The following is a 15,090-nucleotide window of genomic DNA, read 5'->3' on the forward strand; positions in this document are numbered from 1 at the left end:
GGCCGTGCGGTTGGGTGGGCCGTTGCTCGGCGTCATGTGGGGACCGTGCGGTTGGGTGGCTCTTGCTCGGCGTCGGTGTGGGCTGGTTGGCCCGGCTACCGTGGTGCCGTGATGGACGTACGGCGCGCCGCGGAGCGCTATCCCGGAGGGGACCCGGCAGCGGGGATCGAGTCACGCCACGCCTTCTCATTCGGGCCCCACTACGACCCGGACAACCTCCGCTTCGGCGCGATGATCGCCTGCAACGAGGAGCGGCTCGCGCCCGGCGCCGGATTCGACGAGCACCCGCACAGCCACACCGAGATCGTGACGTGGGTTGTCGAGGGCGAACTGACCCACCGTGACTCGGCCGGCCACGAGACGCGGGTCCGCCCCGGGGACGTGCAGCGGCTCAGCTCGGCGGGCGGTGTACGGCACGTGGAGCGCAACGATGCCGACAGCCCCCTGACCTTCATCCAGACCTGGCTGGCCCCGCTCACGCCGGGCGGCGACCCGTCGTACGAGATCGTCCACGGCATCGCGGACTCGACGCCGTACGCCGTCCCGGAGGCGGGCGCCATGCTCCACGTGCGGCGTCTGGGGGCGGGGGAGCGGACGGCGGTGCCGGACGGGGCGTATGTGTACATCCATGTCGTGCGCGGTGAAGTGCGGCTGGGCGGCGAGGAGTTGAGCGCCGGTGACGCGGCCCGGATCACGGACGGCAAGGACGTGGAGGCGGTGGCGGTGAGCGCGGCGGAGCTGCTGGTCTGGGAGATGGCGGGCTGAAGCCGGACAGGCGCGTGGGGCTCGAGATGACGGAGTGGTCCATGAGGCGTGCAATGGAGGTGTCCGACACTCGCTCGGCAGAGAAGAGCCGGGGCCATGGTCAGAGGGAAAGCCAAAGGTGGGCTGCGGCGGCTCGGTGAGTGGTGTGCCCATCACTTCGTGATCGTGATGGTTGCGTGGGTGGTGGCCCTGGGTGGGCTGCAGGCCCTGAACCACATCCACGGCGGGACCTACTCCGACGACTTCGCCCTGTCCGACGTGCAGTCCCAGGAGGGGCTGGACATTCTCGAGCAGCACGATCCGCAGGCCGGGGGCTACAGCAGCCAGATCGTCCTGCACGACGACGACAAGGCGCTGGCCTCACTCGGCTCGCAGATGTCCGCCACCGTCGCCGACCTGCAGAAACTGCCGCATGTCCTGGCCGTGCAGAACCCCCTGGACGCCACCTCCTCGAAGGTCGGGCCCGTGTCCTCCGACGGGAAGACCGGGTACATCACCATCCGCTTCGACGAGCAGCCGTCCCTCCTCGGCGACAGTTACCTCGACGGGGTCGACGACGCCGTACAGCCGCTGAGAGGGGCCGGCGCCGACGTCGAGTACGGCGGATCGCTCGGTGAGCTGGCGCGGCCCGCCGCCGACGACCGGGTGAGCGAGCTGATCGGCTTCGCCGTCGCCATCGTGGTGCTGCTGGTCGGGTTCGGCAGTGTGATCGCCGCCGGGCTGCCCCTGATCACCGCGCTGATCAGTGTGGTCGGCGGTCTCGCCTGCCTCGGGCTGCTCGCCCTCGCGTTCACCTTCGCCACGGTGTCACCCACCATCGCCACGATGATCGGCCTCGGCGTCGGCATCGACTACGCGCTCTTCCTGATCACCCGGCACCGGCAGAACCTGATGGACGGCGCGGACCCGGTGCGCGCCGCCGGCCACGCCGCCGCCACCAGCGGACGCGCGGTGCTCGTGTCCGGTACGACGGTGATCGTCGCCCTCATGGGCCTGTGGGTGTCCGGCGTGAGCTTCATCGGCAAGCTCGGGGTCGCCGCGGCCGTCACGGTCGTCTCGGCCGTCCTGGGTGCGCTGACGCTGGTCCCGGCCCTGCTGGGGCTGATCGGCCGCCACGTCGACCGCTATCACGTGCGCAAGCCCGTCGCCGAGACCGACGCCGGGGGCGACACCTCCCAGGGCACCTGGCACCGCTACGCCCAGCGTGTGGAGCACGCGCCCCTGCGGTTCCTGGCCGCGGGCCTCGCGACCATCGCCGTGCTGGCCATCCCCGTCTTCTCGATCCAGCTCGGCCACATCGGCGACGGCGCCGATCCGACGTCCTTCACCGACCGGCGGGCCTACGACCTGATGACGGACGCGTTCGGCCCCGGCTCCAACGGGCCGCTCACCGTCGTCATCGACCAGAGCTCCGTCCCGGACGCGCAGCGCTCGGACCTGGCCTCGAAGGCCCAGCAGACTCTGGGCGACGTGTCCGGGACGTCCTTCGTCACGCCCCTGACACCGACGAAGGACGGGGACGTCCTGCTCGGCACCGTCTACTCGGCAAAGTCCCCGCAGGACGCGGACACCACCGACCTCACCAACCGGCTCGTCGACGACACGCTGCCCGACGCGGTCTCCGGCACCGACGCCAAGGGCTATGTCACCGGCACGACGGCCGCGCAGGTCGACTTCCGCGACATCGTCGCGAGCCGGCTGCCGCTGATCATCGGCGTCGTGGTCGCCCTGGCCTTCCTGATCGTCCTCGCGGTCTTCCGCGGCCTGCTGGTCGCCCTCAAGGCGGCCGTCCTCAACGTCCTGTCCATCGCCGCCTCGTACGGTGTCGTCGTCGCCGTCTTCCAGTGGGGCTGGGGCGGGCCCGCGCTGGGCGTCAACGGCAAGGTGCCCATCGAGAGCTATGTGCCGATGATGATGTTCGCCATCATCTTCGGGCTGAGCATGGACTACGAGATCTTCCTGCTCTCCCGGGTGCACGAGGCCTGGCTGCGCACGGGGGACGCCAAGGCGTCGGTCGCCCACGCGCTGGAGATCACCGCCCGGGTGATCACCTGCGCGGCGCTGATCATGGTGAGCGTCTTCGCCGCCTTCATCGTCAGCGACAACATCGTGGTCAAGATGCTGGGCCTGGGCCTCGCCGTCAGCGTGCTCATCGACGCCACCGTGGTCCGCCTGCTCATGGTGCCCGCCGTGCTGACCCTGCTGGGCCGGCACGCATGGTGGACACCGAGGTGGCTGGACCGGGCGCTGCCGCACATCGACACCGAGGGAGAGTCCGAGACCCTCGGGACCCGCCCGGAGCCCGAGCCCCGGGCCGGAGAAGGGGCCACCGACCGGGCTACAGCCCGGCGAGCACGGCGTCGGTGAAGGCCGGCCACGCCTCGATCGCCCACGGCCCGAACGCCCGGTCCGTCAGCGCGACGCAGGCCGCCCGGGCGTCCGGGTCGATCCAGAGGAACGTACCGGACTGCCCGAAATGCCCGAAGGTGCGCGGGGAGGACGACGAACCCGTCCAGTGCGGCGACTTGCCGCTGCGGATCTCGAAGCCGAGCCCCCAGTCGTTCGGGTTCTGGTGCCCGTATCCCGGCAGTACGCCCTTCGTCCCCGGGTACTGCACGGTCATCGCCTCGGCGACCGTCCGCGGGTCCAGCAGCCGCGGTGCCTGCACCTCGGCCGCGAACCGCAGGAGGTCCTCGACCGTCGACACCCCGTCCTTCGCCGGGGAGCCCTCCAGCGTCGTGGCCGTCATGCCCAGCGGCTCCAGCACCGCCTGCCGCGCATACTCCGCGAACGGGATGTCCGTCGCCTTGGCGATGTGGTCCCCGAGCTGCTCGAACCCGGCGTTGGAGTACAACCGCCGCTCCCCGGGCGGGGCCGTCACCCGGTGCTCGTCGAAGGCCAGCCCCGAGGTGTGCGCGAGCAGATGCCGCACCGTCGACCCCTCCGGCCCGGCCGGCTCGTCGAGCTCGACGGCCCCCTCCTCGTACGCGACGAGGGCGGCGTACGCCGCCAGCGGCTTGGTGACCGAGGCGAGGGGGAAGCGGTGTCCGACCGGACCGTGCGTACCCAGGACCGTGCCGTCCGCCCGTACGACACCCGCGGCGGCGGTGGGGACGGGCCAGTTCTCGATCAGTGCGAGGCTCTGCAAGGACATACCTGTGAGCCTAAGCCGCTCAGAGCTTCAGAATCATTGCGGGGTCCGGCTTGTGGACGAAGCCGAGGGAGGCGTAGAGCGGCTCGGCCTCCGGGGACGCGGTGAGCATGACCTGCCCGGCGCCCCGCTCGCGGAACCACACCAGCAGCTCGTCCATGCACGCGCGGGCGTACCCGCGGCGCCGGGCCCCGGGATCGGTGGCGACGCTGAAGACGTACCCGGCCAGCCCGCGCGGGTTGCCCGCCTTGCCGATCCGGTAGTCGACCGTCCCGACCACCAGCGCCGCCAACTCCCCCGGCCGGTCCGGGTGGTCGACGACGAACGCCGCGAAGTCCCCGTCCGCCTCGCCCAGCTTCGCTCTCAGCCCCGGCAGGGACTCCAGGTGCCAGCCGGTGGAACTGTCCCCGTCGGGCAGCGCGTCGATCATCACCTGGCGCAGACGCAGCACTTCCTCCGCGTCCTCGGGCGTGGCACGGCGTACGAGACTCATGTCCCGCACGCCAACCACGGCGATCACGCCACGTCCCGTGGTTTTCTTACCGTTTCCGCTTGCTTGGAGCGCACTCCAAGGTCATAGCGTGGAGCGCATGACGGTGATGGAGACCACGAGTACCAGGACCGACAGCTGCGCCGCCCCGCCGCACCCGCACCGGCGGCCGGAAGGCCAGGACAGCTACACGATCAGCGAGGTCGTCGCCTTCACCGGGCTGACGGCCCACACCCTGCGCTGGTACGAGCGGATCGGCCTCATGCCGCACATCGGCCGCTCGCACACGGGCCAGCGCCGCTACAGCAACCGCGACCTGGACTGGCTCGACCTCGTCGGCAAGCTGCGGCTCACCGGCATGCCGGTCGCCGACATGGTCCGGTACGCCGAGCTGGTGCGCGAGGGCGACCACACGTTCGGCGAGCGCTTCGAACTGCTGGAGTCGACCCGCCGCGACGTCCTCGCCCGGATCGCCGAGCTCCAGGACACGCTGGCGGTGCTCGACCGGAAGATCAGTTTCTATGCGGACGCGGGCCGTCTGTACGAGCAGGACAAGACGTACGAGCACGAGAAGACGCAGAAGGTGGAGAAGGCCGGATGACGGACAGCAGGATCGCAACGGCACGACTCGGCGCGACGGGACCCGAGGTGGGTGTCCAGGGCCTCGGCTGCATGGGCATGAGCTTCGCGTACGGCCCCTCGGACGCGGACGAGTCCAGGGCGACCCTGGAGCGGGCGCTGGAACTGGGCGTCACGCTGTACGACACGGCGGACGCGTACGGCGCGGGGGAGAACGAGAGGTTCCTGTCGCCGTTCTTCAAGGCGCACCGCGACGAGGTCGTCATCGCCACCAAGTTCGCCCTGGCGATCGACCCCGACGACCCGACGAAGCGGATCATCCGCAACGACGCGCCCTACATACGTCAGTGCGTCGAGGCGAGCCTGAGGCGCCTGGACGTCGACGTGATCGACCTCTACTACATGCACCGCCGGGATGTGAACGTCCCCATCGAGGAGACCGTCGGCGTCATGGCCGAGCTGGTCCGCGAGGGCAAGGTCAAGCAGCTGGGCCTGAGCGAGGTGACGGCGGACGAGCTGCGCGCCGCGCACGCCGTCCACCCCATCGCTGCCGTCCAGTCGGAATGGTCGCTGTTCAGCCGCGACATCGAGCCGAAGGTGGTCCCCGCGGCCCGCGACCTGGGTGTGACCCTGGTCCCCTACTCCCCGCTGGGCCGAGGCTTCCTCACCGGCTCCTTCGCCAAGGCCGAGGACCTCACGTCCGACGACTTCCGCCGCCAACAGCCCCGCTTCACAGGCGAGAACGCAGCCGCGAACGCCACCCTCCTGGACCCGATCCGCACGGTCGCCGAGTCCCACGGCGCCTCCCTGGGCCAGATTGCCCTGGCGTGGGTCCAGCAACAGGGGGCAGTGCACGACCTGCCGGTGATCCCGATCCCGGGCACACGCAAGCCGGGAAGGGTGGAGGAAAACACAGCGGCCACCCGCATAGTCCTGACCGAGGAGGAGCTGGCCCTGCTCGAGCCGATCGCCTCAAAGGTGGCAGGCGACAGGTACGCGGATATGCGGTTCGCTTCTGCGGGCAGGGAGTAGGACAACGCCCCAAGGGGCGCGGGAAACTGCGCGAGCAACCACGAACTACCCGCAGCCGACAACCGATCGCACCCGGCAGACGCTTAGTCCTAAAGCTCCGCCAACAACTCGGCCTTCTTCACCGAGAACTCCTCATCCGTCACCAACCCTGCCTTGTGCAGCTCTCCTAGGTGACGAATCCGCTCAGCGATATCGGCAGGGTCGCGCCGCGGTGCCGACGCCGGCACCGCGGCAACCGGCCCGGACTTCTGTACCGCCGCCAACACCGCCGCAGCGAACGGCAACGACTCATGCACCGGCCCATACCCGAGCCCGAAGACAACGGCCGCCGGATCCTGATCAGCCTGCGCAGCAGGCCCGTCGGCGGAGTCCCGCCGCAGCAACCGCAGATGTCCCTCGAAGAGCTCGGGGGAGCGCCACTCGACCCCGCTCAACTCGGCGACCGGAAAGCTCTGATCCCCGGCCTTCCACTTCGCCGACGACGCTCCCGTCCAGAACCACCGGAAGTGCACCGTCTTACCGTCGAAGGACGCCTTCCCGTCGTACGCCTTGAACTGCAACGGCACCTCGGGGGCGGCCACCAGGAACTCCTCGGCGGACCCGGAACCGGACAGCTGCGCCCGCAACTCGTCGGCGTAGTACTCGGCCAGCGTCTCCTTGTCCGCGGGCAGCACCAGCCGATACGGATCGCACCCCTCCTTCAGCTGCCCGGCCGCCGCCTCCATCAGCGGATCGGCGCCGGCACGGGGCTCGACGCGCAGCACCACAGTGCCCCGCTTCCCCGGCGTCAGCGTCACCCCGGCGATCGCATCGAGCGGAACACGGCGTTCCCCCAGCGCCGAGAAGAGCTTAGGTGTTCGAATCCCCCGTTCGTAACGGATGAGCACGGAGTCGGACTCGAACTCCCAGGCGGCATGAAATCCGGCCAGTACGTCACCCATGCGGCTCATCGTATGCGGCACGCGCTCCTCCGTCGCCACCCCGCGCAGACCGCAGTTCCTGCGCCTCTACGCGCGTCCGACCGACGCCGTGCCGGACAAACCCGCCCGACAGGCCTCGGCATCGTCGGCACACCGCACCGACCCGTACGCGCCAACCCCGATCTCGGCGAAGTTGGCCACGCTGTCCGTACCCGGCTCGAAATAGCCGCCGTGCCCCTTCGCGTCCCGTGCCGACAGCACCCGCGCCCCGAACACCGCCGAGACCGGGTCCTCCCCGTGTCCCAGCCCGCCGAGCTCGAGATACGGCACGTCCTGCACCCAGTCGTCCGCGTCCCGCATCGCCCACACCCGCGCGGAGGTACGCAGCTGGGAGGCCTTCTCGACCCGCATGCCGGGGCTGCCGGCCACCGCTATGTCGGCCACCCGTTCCGGCAGCGTGTGCGCGGCCAGGCCGCACAGCACCGAGCCGTAGCTGTGGCAGAAGAGGGAGACCGGTGAGCTGCCGGGCAGCGCCCGCACCAGCGCGTTCAGACGTACGGCCCCGGACCGCGCCCGCATCGCCGTCGCCGAGTCGATGCCCAGACCGTCCGGCGCGGTGTAGTCGGCCCAGGCGATCACGGCCGTATGCGTCGAAGGGCTCGCGGCGCGCTCGGCGGCGTACAGGGACTGCGCCATGCCGACCGGTGCCGAGTACTTGCGGCTGGTGCGCTGGAAGGTCAGCACGTTGGTGTCGACGCCGGGGACGACGACCGAGATCCGCTCGGCCTTCGTCAGATCGCCGAAGACCTCCGCGGCACGCCCCGAGCCCTCCGGGTCGAAGGCGAGGATGTGCCGGTCCGCCCGCATCATCGCCTCGAAGCGGTGCATACGACGCCCCGCCTCACGCTGCCCGTCCGGCGTGAGTCTCTTGTCGTGCATGCGCCCCCGCTCGACCTTGCGCGCCTCGTCGAGCGCGATGCGGTTGGCGCGGTAGCGCAGCTGGACCGGGGCGCCGTTCATGTTGCCGACCGCGAGCGGGTAGCGGCGGGCGAGGCTGCCGCGCTGCTGGTCGGTGAGCGAGGCGAAGAAGCGGGCGAGCCGGGCGGGGGAGGAGTCGGCGTCCGGCAGCCGGTGTCCGGCTATGCTGCCGCGCTCCCAGGCGCTGAGTGAGGCCTGGAGCGGCGGGGTGCTCCGGTGGTGGCGCAGGGCGGTCCAACCGGTGGTCGCCAGCATCACGAACACCACGGCCAGCGCGAGCAGGGCGCGCCAGACGTTCAGTTGCGGGGACGTGTCGAAGGAAGTCACTGGGAGGACACACTAGGAGAACGAGAGGGTCTCGCGTTAACCAAGTGACGGGTATCACGTTTCGATCACGTCGGTGGGAACACGCCCATGACCTCAGCGTGTTCGCCAGCTCTCGCTGAGTGCGGGGCCCACCTGTTCGAGATATGAGATGGTCAACGTCCGCATGGCGTCGAGGCTGAAGTCTTCCCCGGTGCTCCACTGACGCTCCGTCAGTCGCATCACCCCGCCGAAGACGGCCACCGCCAGCCGCGGCCGTGGATCGGCGTCGATGTCGACGCCCTCGCGCTCGGCGAGGATGCGTGCGATCGCCTCCTCGATCTCCACCGAGCGCCGCAGATGGGCGGCGAGCAGGACGGGCGTCGACTCGATCACCTGGTACATGCGCAGGAACAGCTCGACCGGTACGACCGCCTCGATCACGTCGTTGAGCGTGTCCCAGCCCTCCAGCACCGCCTGCCGCAGCGCCTCCATGGGGGCCTCGTGCGGCGGACGCCCGCGCACCGCCGTCACGAAGTGCGCCACCGTCATCTCCTCCAGTGCGAGGGCGGCCTCCTCCTTGCCGGCGAAGTAGCGGAAGAAGGTCCGCTGCGAGACGTCGACCGCGTCGGCGATGTCGTCGACGGTCGTGTGCTCGTATCCCTGCGTGGTGAAGAGCTCCAGCGCGGTGCGCAGCAGTGCGTCCCGGGTGCGCTGCTTCTTGCGTTCGCGCAGTGTTTCCATAGCTGTCAGTTACCGACTTGTGAATTGGTTTGTCAATTGTCAGCGGCTGTCATTAGCCTCGCACGCATGACTAGTCAGACCACCATCGAAACGACGGGGTCGGGGGGCAAGGCACCGGCAACTCCGTCGGACGCGACGCCGGCCAAGGGGCTGCGCGGGCACCCCTGGTTCACCCTCATCACCGTCGCAGTGGGGGTCATGATGGTGGCCCTCGACGGCACCATCGTGGCCATCGCCAACCCGGCCATCCAGAAGGACCTCGGCGCGACCTTCGCCCAGGTCCAGTGGATCACCAACGGTTACTTCCTGGCCCTCGCGGTCTCCCTGATCACCGCCGGCAAGCTCGGCGACCGCTTCGGCCACCGCCAGACCTTCCTGATAGGCGTGGTCGGCTTCGCGGCCGCCTCCGGTGCCATCGGCCTGTCCGACAGCATCGCGCTGGTGGTCACCTTCCGTGTCTTGCAGGGCCTGTTCGGCGCGCTGCTGATGCCGGCCGCGCTCGGCCTGCTGCGCGCGACCTTCCCGGCCGAGAAGCTGAACATGGCCATCGGCATCTGGGGCATGGTCATCGGCGCCTCCACCGCGGGCGGCCCGATCCTCGGCGGCGTCCTCGTCGAGCACGTCAACTGGCAGTCGGTGTTCTTCATCAACGTGCCGGTCGGCATCGTCGCCGTCGTCCTCGGCGTCGTGATCCTGCTCGACCACCGCGCCGAGAACGCCCCGCGCTCCTTCGACCTCCTGGGCATCGCCCTGCTGTCGGCCGCGATGTTCTGTCTGGTCTGGGCCCTGATCAAGGCCCCCGAGTGGGGCTGGGGCGACGGCAAGACGTGGGCGTTCATAGCGGCGTCGGTCCTGGGCTTCGCGCTCTTCGCCTTCTGGGAGACGAAGGTGAAGGAGCCGCTGATCCCGCTGGCGCTGTTCCGGTCCCTCCCGCTCTCCGCGGGCGTCGTCCTGATGGTCCTGATGGCCATCGCCTTCATGGGCGGCCTGTTCTTCGTGACGTTCTATCTGCAGAACGTCCACGGCATGAGCCCGATCGACGCGGGCCTGCACCTGCTGCCGCTCACCGGCATGATGATCGTCGGCTCCCCGCTCGCGGGAGCGCTGATCACCAAGCTGGGCCCGCGCATTCCGCTGGCGGGCGGCATGGCGGCCACCGCCATCGCCATGTACGGCATGTCCACGCTGGACACGAACACCGGCAGCGGCATCATGTCGGTCTGGTTCGCCCTGCTCGGCCTCGGCCTCGCACCGGTCATGGTCGGCGCCACCGAGGTCATCGTCGGCAACGCGCCCATGGAGCTGTCCGGCGTGGCCGGTGGTCTCCAGCAGGCCGCGATGCAGATCGGCGGCAGCCTCGGTACGGCCGTCCTGGGCGCCGTCATGGCCTCCAAGGTCGACAGCGACCTCGCCGGCAACTGGACGGACGCGGGACTCCCGCCGCTGACGGCGGCCCAGGAGGCCCAGGCCTCCGAGGCGGTCCAGGTCGGCATGCCACCGGTGGCCCCGGGCACCCCGGAGCAGATCGCCGCGAAGATCACGGACGTGGCGCACGACACGTTCATCTCCGGCATGAGCCTGGCGTCCCTGGTCGCCGCGGGTGTGGCGGTCGTCGCGGTCTTCGTCGCCTTCCTCACCAAGCGGGGCGAGAACGCGGAGGCGGGCGCGGGCGCGGCGCACATCTGACGCCGATTCCGGCGGAGTTCGCCTATCAGGGTGACTCCGCCGGGGATCCCTCCCCTCCGGCACGCGCGGCGCGTCACATTGGGTCAAGCCGGGGCCTGCGGCGCGCTGCCGGAGGGGGACAGCGCGCCTACGGCCCGGAATCCGCAGGAATGACCGGCGCACCGTGGGTACTCGCCAAGTCGAACGCCGACTCAGGGAGTTGACGATGGCGGGCTTCGGACATGGAACGCGCAGGTACCCCCGCTCACGTGGCCGGACGTGGTCACGGACCGGGCCGGATCGCGCGACGCTCGGAATCGTCGGAACCATCTGCGCGGTCGCCGGGTTCTTCGTCCTGGGCATCATCCTGGGCCCCGTGGCGATCGCCTGCGGCTGGCTGGCGATGGGCCGCAGCTGGACCGGGGCCCGCCCCGTTCCCGCCCTGATCGCGGTGGTGTTGGGCGCGATAGACACGCTGCTGGCGATCATCTGGCTGGCGGGGGCGGCGACACCGGGGAACGGCATGTTCTGACAGTTCGCCTGAGAGCTCGGGACTTCGGGTTCGATGGCGACTGCGGGCGGTGGGGGCTGGTCGCGCAGTTCCCCGCGCCCCTCAGGGCGTTGCAACCTGCCCAGCCTGCGGGAAGTCGTGCCGCTGGGGCGGCTCCCGACCCAAGGAAGGGCGGCACCCCGCCGGCGCGGGCGAGCGTCCCCACCCCCACACCAGCCCTCACGCCGGGCAACCAGCTAACGGACCTGCTCCCCGCCGACCTTCTGGTTGCCCGACAGCTCTGCAACCTCCGCCCGCAGCGCCCGGACCTCCTCCGTCAGCACCCGTATCGCCTCCGTCTGGCGCCGCTCCTCCACGTCGTCCATCTCGAACCGAGCTATGAACCACGCGGCGATGTTCGCGGTCACCACACCCAGCAAGGCGATCCCGGACAGCATCAACCCGACCGCGATCATCCGCCCCAGCCCCGTGGTCGGCGCATGATCCCCGTACCCCACGGTCGTCATGGTCGTAAAGGACCACCACACCGCGTCACCCGGCGTCTTGATGTTCCCGCCCGGCGCATCCCGCTCCACGGACAGCACGGCCAGCGAACCGAACATCATCAGCCCCACCACCGACCCGGCGACGTAGGTCGTCAGCCGGATCTGCGAGGCCATCCGCGCCCGCTGCCCGACGAGCAGCAACGTCGACACGAGCCGCAGCAGTCGCAACGGCTGCACCAGCGGCAGTACGACGGCACACAGATCCAGCCAGTGCGTCCGCACGAACTCCCGCCGCCGCTCGGCGAGAACGAGCCGTATGACGTAGTCCACCGCGAACGCACCCCACACGACCCACTCCACGGCGAGGCACGCGGTCACCACGTCCCGGTTCGCGTCGGGCTCGACGATCGGCACGGCATAGGCCACGGCGAACGCCAGCGCCAGACCGAAGAGCGGCCGCTGGGTATGCCGTTCCCAACGCACTTGTGCGGGAGCTACCTTCATGGCCGCATCGTAGGAAATGTGAAGGGGCGGTGTATCCCGCAGGTCACCCACGGGCACACCACCCCCTCGAGCCATTGACGCCCCGACGCTACGCGTCGCCGCCCGCGGCCCCAGGATCGGCCGCCGACACATCGAGCAGCTGGTAGCGGTCGATCGCCTGCTTCAGCACCGACCGGTCCACCTTCCCCTCCTTCGCCAGCTCCGTCAGCACGCCGACGACCACCGACTGCGCGTCGATGTGGAAGAAGCGTCGGGCCGCCCCGCGGGTGTCCGCGAACCCGAAGCCGTCCGCACCCAGCGACTGGTACGTCCCCGGCACCCACCGGGCGATCTGGTCCGGCACCGACCGCATCCAGTCGGAGACGGCCACGAACGGCCCCTGGGCCCCGGTCAGCTTCCGCGTCACATACGGCACCCGCTGCTCCTCCTCCGGATGCAGCAGGTTGTGCTCCTCGCACTCCACGGCCTCGCGCCGCAGCTCGTTCCAGGAGGTCGCCGACCAGACGTCGGCCTTGACGTTCCACTCCTCGGCGAGGATCTTCTGCGCCTCGATCGCCCAGGGGAGGGCCACACCCGACGCCATGATCTGCGCGGGGATCGAGCCCGAAGTGCCCTCGCTGAAGCGGTAGATGCCCTTGAGGATGCCCTCGACGTCCACGTTCTCCGGCTCGGCCGGGTGCTGGATCGGCTCGTTGTAGACGGTGAGGTAGTAGAAGACGTCCTCGCCGTGCGGGTGCTCCTCGGAACGTCCGTACATGCGCCGCAGACCGTCCTTGACGATGTGCGCGATCTCGAACCCGAACGCCGGGTCGTACGCCACACAGCCCGGGTTGGTCGAGGCGAGCAGCTGCGAGTGGCCGTCGGCGTGCTGCAGGCCCTCACCGGTCAGCGTCGTACGGCCGGCGGTCGCACCGAGTACGAAACCGCGCGCCAGCTGGTCCGACATCTGCCAGAACTGGTCGCCGGTGCGCTGGAAACCGAACATCGAGTAGAACACGTACACCGGGATCAGCGGTTCGCCGTGCGTGGCGTACGCCGAGCCCGCCGCGATCAGCGAGGCGGTGCAGCCGGCCTCCGAGATGCCGTCGTGCAGCATCTGGCCGGTCGGCGACTCCTTGTAGGCGAGGAGCAGGTCGCGGTCGACGGCCTCGTACTGCTGGCCCAGCGGGTTGTAGATCTTCGCGCTCGGGAAGAACGAGTCCATGCCGAACGTGCGGTACTCGTCCGGCGCGATCAGCACGAACCGCTTGCCGAGCTCCTTGTCCCGCATGAGGTCCTTGAGGAGCCGGACAAAGGCCATGGTCGTCGCGATGGACTGCTGGCCCGTGCCCTTCTTCACGGTCGCGTACGCCTTGTCGTCCGGCAGCGCCAGCGGCTTGGAGCGCACCACGCGCGTGGGGACGTAACCGCCGAGCCCCTTGCGGCGGTCGTGCATGTACTGGATCTCCTCGGAGTCCCGTCCGGGGTGGTAGTACGGCGGGAGCCCGCTCTCCAGGTCCTTGTCGGAGATCGGCAGGTGCAGCCGGTCACGGAAGCGCTTGAGGTCGTCGACCGTCAGCTTCTTCATCTGGTGCGTGGCGTTGCGGCCCTCGAAGTTCGGACCGAGCGTCCAGCCCTTGATCGTCTTGGCGAGGATCACGGTCGGCTGGCCCTTGTGGGCGCGGGCCGCCGAGTACGCCGCGAAGATCTTGCGGTGGTCGTGACCGCCGCGGCCCAGGTGCAGGATCTGGTCGTCGGTCATGCCCTCGACCATGGCGCGCAGCCGGTGGTCGTCGCCGAAGAAGTGGTCGCGGATGTAGGCGCCGGTCTCGGTGGCGTAGGTCTGGAACTGGCCGTCCGGCGTGGTGTTCATCTTGTTGACCAGCACGCCGTCGCGGTCCTGCGCGAGCAGCGGGTCCCAGGTCCGGTCCCAGACGAGCTTGATCACGTTCCAGCCGGCGCCCCGGAAGACCGACTCCAGCTCCTGGATGACCTTGCCGTTGCCGCGCACCGGCCCGTCGAGGCGCTGCAGGTTGCAGTTGACGACGAAAGTGAGGTTGTCCAGGCCTTCACGGGCGGCGATGGACAGCTGGCCGAGCGACTCCGGCTCGTCCATCTCGCCGTCGCCCAGGAACGCCCACACATGCGACTTGGAGGTGTCCGCGATGCCGCGCGCCTCCATGTAGCGGTTCATCCGCGCCTGGTAGATCGCGCCGATCGGGCCGAGGCCCATCGACACCGTCGGGAACTCCCAGAAGTCCGGCATCAGCCGCGGGTGCGGGTAGCTGGACAGCCCGTACGGCGCCTTCGACTTCTCCTGGCGGAACGCGTCCAGGTTCTGGTCGCTGAGGCGGTCGAGCAGGAAGGCGCGCGCGTAGATGCCCGGAGAGGCGTGACCCTGGAAGAAGACCTGGTCGCCGCCGTCGCCCTCGTCCTTGCCCCGGAAGAAGTGGTTGAAGCCCACGTCGTAGAGCGAGGCGGAGGAGGCGAAGGTGGCGATGTGGCCGCCGACGCCGATCCCCGGGCGCTGGGCCCTGGACACCATGACGGCGGCGTTCCACCGGGTGGCGTTGAGGATCTTGCGCTCGATCTCCTCGTTGCCCGGGAAGAACGGCTCGTCCTTGGTGGCGATCGTGTTGACGTAGTCCGTGCTGCGCATCTCGGGCACGGCCACGCGCTTCTCGCGGGCCCGCTCGATCAGCCGCAGCATCAGGTAGCGGGCCCGCTCCCGGCCACGCTGGTCGACGGCGGCGTCGAGGGAGTCGAGCCACTCCTGGGTTTCCTCGGGATCGAAGTCAGGAACCTGACTCGGAAGGCCGCCAATGATGATCGGGTTGCGATCGGATCCGGAAGCCACGCTGTTCCTTACCTGTCAGAGGGCCGTGTTACTGGGGTTTCTGGGTGTCTGCACCGCTCCCCATCGTGTACCTCGGGGGGCCAAACGTCATCTCTACTGTGGGGTAACCAGTGCCTTATGAACGGCT

At 69.7% G+C, this 15,090-nt stretch carries 13 protein-coding genes; 6 read left to right on the forward strand and 7 right to left on the reverse strand.

Annotation, left to right across the window (positions count from 1 at the left end; translation table 11 throughout):
• Nucleotides 1-111 precede the first annotated feature (111 nt).
• Nucleotides 112-765, forward strand: coding sequence for a pirin family protein (locus ACZ7L6_RS18845; RefSeq protein ID WP_471925695.1), 654 nt, complete (start codon nt 112-114; stop codon nt 763-765).
• Nucleotides 766-861: 96 nt separating this feature from the next.
• Nucleotides 862-3,132, forward strand: a complete 2,271-nt coding sequence (locus tag ACZ7L6_RS18850) for an MMPL family transporter (RefSeq protein ID WP_471925183.1) — start codon at nt 862-864, stop codon at nt 3,130-3,132.
• On the opposite strand, the gene ACZ7L6_RS18855 is transcribed toward ACZ7L6_RS18850, so the two are convergent.
• Nucleotides 3,104-3,919 (reverse strand): serine hydrolase domain-containing protein, encoded by an 816-nt coding sequence (locus ACZ7L6_RS18855; RefSeq protein ID WP_471925185.1) that lies wholly within the window; start codon nt 3,917-3,919, stop codon nt 3,104-3,106. The genes ACZ7L6_RS18850 and ACZ7L6_RS18855 overlap by 29 nt on opposite strands.
• Nucleotides 3,920-3,938: 19 nt before the next feature.
• Nucleotides 3,939-4,409, reverse strand: coding sequence for a GNAT family N-acetyltransferase (locus ACZ7L6_RS18860; RefSeq protein WP_471925187.1), 471 nt, complete (start codon nt 4,407-4,409; stop codon nt 3,939-3,941).
• Nucleotides 4,410-4,506: 97 nt separating this feature from the next.
• On the opposite strand from ACZ7L6_RS18860, the gene ACZ7L6_RS18865 reads away from it, so the two are divergent.
• Nucleotides 4,507-5,007: a MerR family transcriptional regulator gene (locus ACZ7L6_RS18865; RefSeq protein WP_471925189.1), complete on the forward strand. Its 501-nt coding sequence runs from the start codon at nt 4,507-4,509 to the stop codon at nt 5,005-5,007.
• Nucleotides 5,004-6,017 carry an aldo/keto reductase gene (locus ACZ7L6_RS18870; RefSeq protein ID WP_471925191.1) on the forward strand — a complete coding sequence of 338 codons (1,014 nt, stop codon included), beginning with the start codon at nt 5,004-5,006 and terminating at the stop codon, nt 6,015-6,017. The genes ACZ7L6_RS18865 and ACZ7L6_RS18870 overlap by 4 nt, the downstream gene beginning before the upstream one ends.
• Before the next feature lie 89 nt (nt 6,018-6,106).
• Here ACZ7L6_RS18870 and ACZ7L6_RS18875 read toward each other — a convergent pair whose 3' ends face one another.
• The 3 genes from ACZ7L6_RS18875 to ACZ7L6_RS18885 form a co-directional block, all read right to left on the reverse strand.
• Nucleotides 6,107-6,967: a DUF4429 domain-containing protein gene (locus tag ACZ7L6_RS18875; protein ID WP_471925697.1), complete on the reverse strand. Its 861-nt coding sequence runs from the start codon at nt 6,965-6,967 to the stop codon at nt 6,107-6,109.
• A gap of 57 nt (nt 6,968-7,024) precedes the next feature.
• A complete protein-coding gene (locus ACZ7L6_RS18880) occupies nt 7,025-8,242 on the reverse strand; it encodes an alpha/beta hydrolase (RefSeq protein WP_471925193.1) in 1,218 nt (405 codons plus the stop codon).
• A 93-nt stretch (nt 8,243-8,335) separates the two neighbouring features.
• Nucleotides 8,336-8,962 (reverse strand): TetR family transcriptional regulator, encoded by a 627-nt coding sequence (locus ACZ7L6_RS18885; RefSeq protein WP_471925195.1) that lies wholly within the window; start codon nt 8,960-8,962, stop codon nt 8,336-8,338.
• A 66-nt stretch (nt 8,963-9,028) separates the two neighbouring features.
• Here ACZ7L6_RS18885 and ACZ7L6_RS18890 point away from each other — a divergent pair, with 66 nt between their 5' ends.
• Nucleotides 9,029-10,648, forward strand: a complete 1,620-nt coding sequence (locus ACZ7L6_RS18890) for an MFS transporter (protein ID WP_471925197.1) — start codon at nt 9,029-9,031, stop codon at nt 10,646-10,648.
• 205 nt (nt 10,649-10,853) lie between these two features.
• A complete protein-coding gene (locus tag ACZ7L6_RS18895; protein WP_471925199.1) occupies nt 10,854-11,159 on the forward strand; it encodes a small hydrophobic protein in 306 nt (101 codons plus the stop codon).
• A 215-nt stretch (nt 11,160-11,374) separates the two neighbouring features.
• On the opposite strand, the gene ACZ7L6_RS18900 is transcribed toward ACZ7L6_RS18895, so the two are convergent.
• Nucleotides 11,375-12,127, reverse strand: a complete 753-nt coding sequence (locus tag ACZ7L6_RS18900) for a potassium channel family protein (protein WP_471925201.1) — start codon at nt 12,125-12,127, stop codon at nt 11,375-11,377.
• A gap of 88 nt (nt 12,128-12,215) precedes the next feature.
• Entirely contained in the window at nt 12,216-14,963 is a 2,748-nt protein-coding gene (gene aceE / locus ACZ7L6_RS18905) for a pyruvate dehydrogenase (acetyl-transferring), homodimeric type (RefSeq protein ID WP_471925203.1), read from the reverse strand.
• Nucleotides 14,964-15,090: the final 127 nt, after the last annotated feature.

This window comes from Streptomyces sp. NPDC107522 (genome assembly GCF_055657525.1).

Coding starts and splice junctions, on each gene's coding strand:
- ACZ7L6_RS18845 (WP_471925695.1), top strand. CDS start 112: ATGGACGTACGGCGCGCCGCGGAGCGCTATCCCGGAGGGGACCCGGCA.
- ACZ7L6_RS18850 (WP_471925183.1), top strand. CDS start 862: ATGGTCAGAGGGAAAGCCAAAGGTGGGCTGCGGCGGCTCGGTGAGTGG.
- ACZ7L6_RS18855 (WP_471925185.1), bottom strand. CDS start 3,919: ATGTCCTTGCAGAGCCTCGCACTGATCGAGAACTGGCCCGTCCCCACC.
- ACZ7L6_RS18860 (WP_471925187.1), bottom strand. CDS start 4,409: ATGAGTCTCGTACGCCGTGCCACGCCCGAGGACGCGGAGGAAGTGCTG.
- ACZ7L6_RS18865 (WP_471925189.1), top strand. CDS start 4,507: ATGACGGTGATGGAGACCACGAGTACCAGGACCGACAGCTGCGCCGCC.
- ACZ7L6_RS18870 (WP_471925191.1), top strand. CDS start 5,004: ATGACGGACAGCAGGATCGCAACGGCACGACTCGGCGCGACGGGACCC.
- ACZ7L6_RS18875 (WP_471925697.1), bottom strand. CDS start 6,967: ATGAGCCGCATGGGTGACGTACTGGCCGGATTTCATGCCGCCTGGGAG.
- ACZ7L6_RS18885 (WP_471925195.1), bottom strand. CDS start 8,962: ATGGAAACACTGCGCGAACGCAAGAAGCAGCGCACCCGGGACGCACTG.
- ACZ7L6_RS18890 (WP_471925197.1), top strand. CDS start 9,029: ATGACTAGTCAGACCACCATCGAAACGACGGGGTCGGGGGGCAAGGCA.
- ACZ7L6_RS18895 (WP_471925199.1), top strand. CDS start 10,854: ATGGCGGGCTTCGGACATGGAACGCGCAGGTACCCCCGCTCACGTGGC.
- ACZ7L6_RS18900 (WP_471925201.1), bottom strand. CDS start 12,127: ATGAAGGTAGCTCCCGCACAAGTGCGTTGGGAACGGCATACCCAGCGG.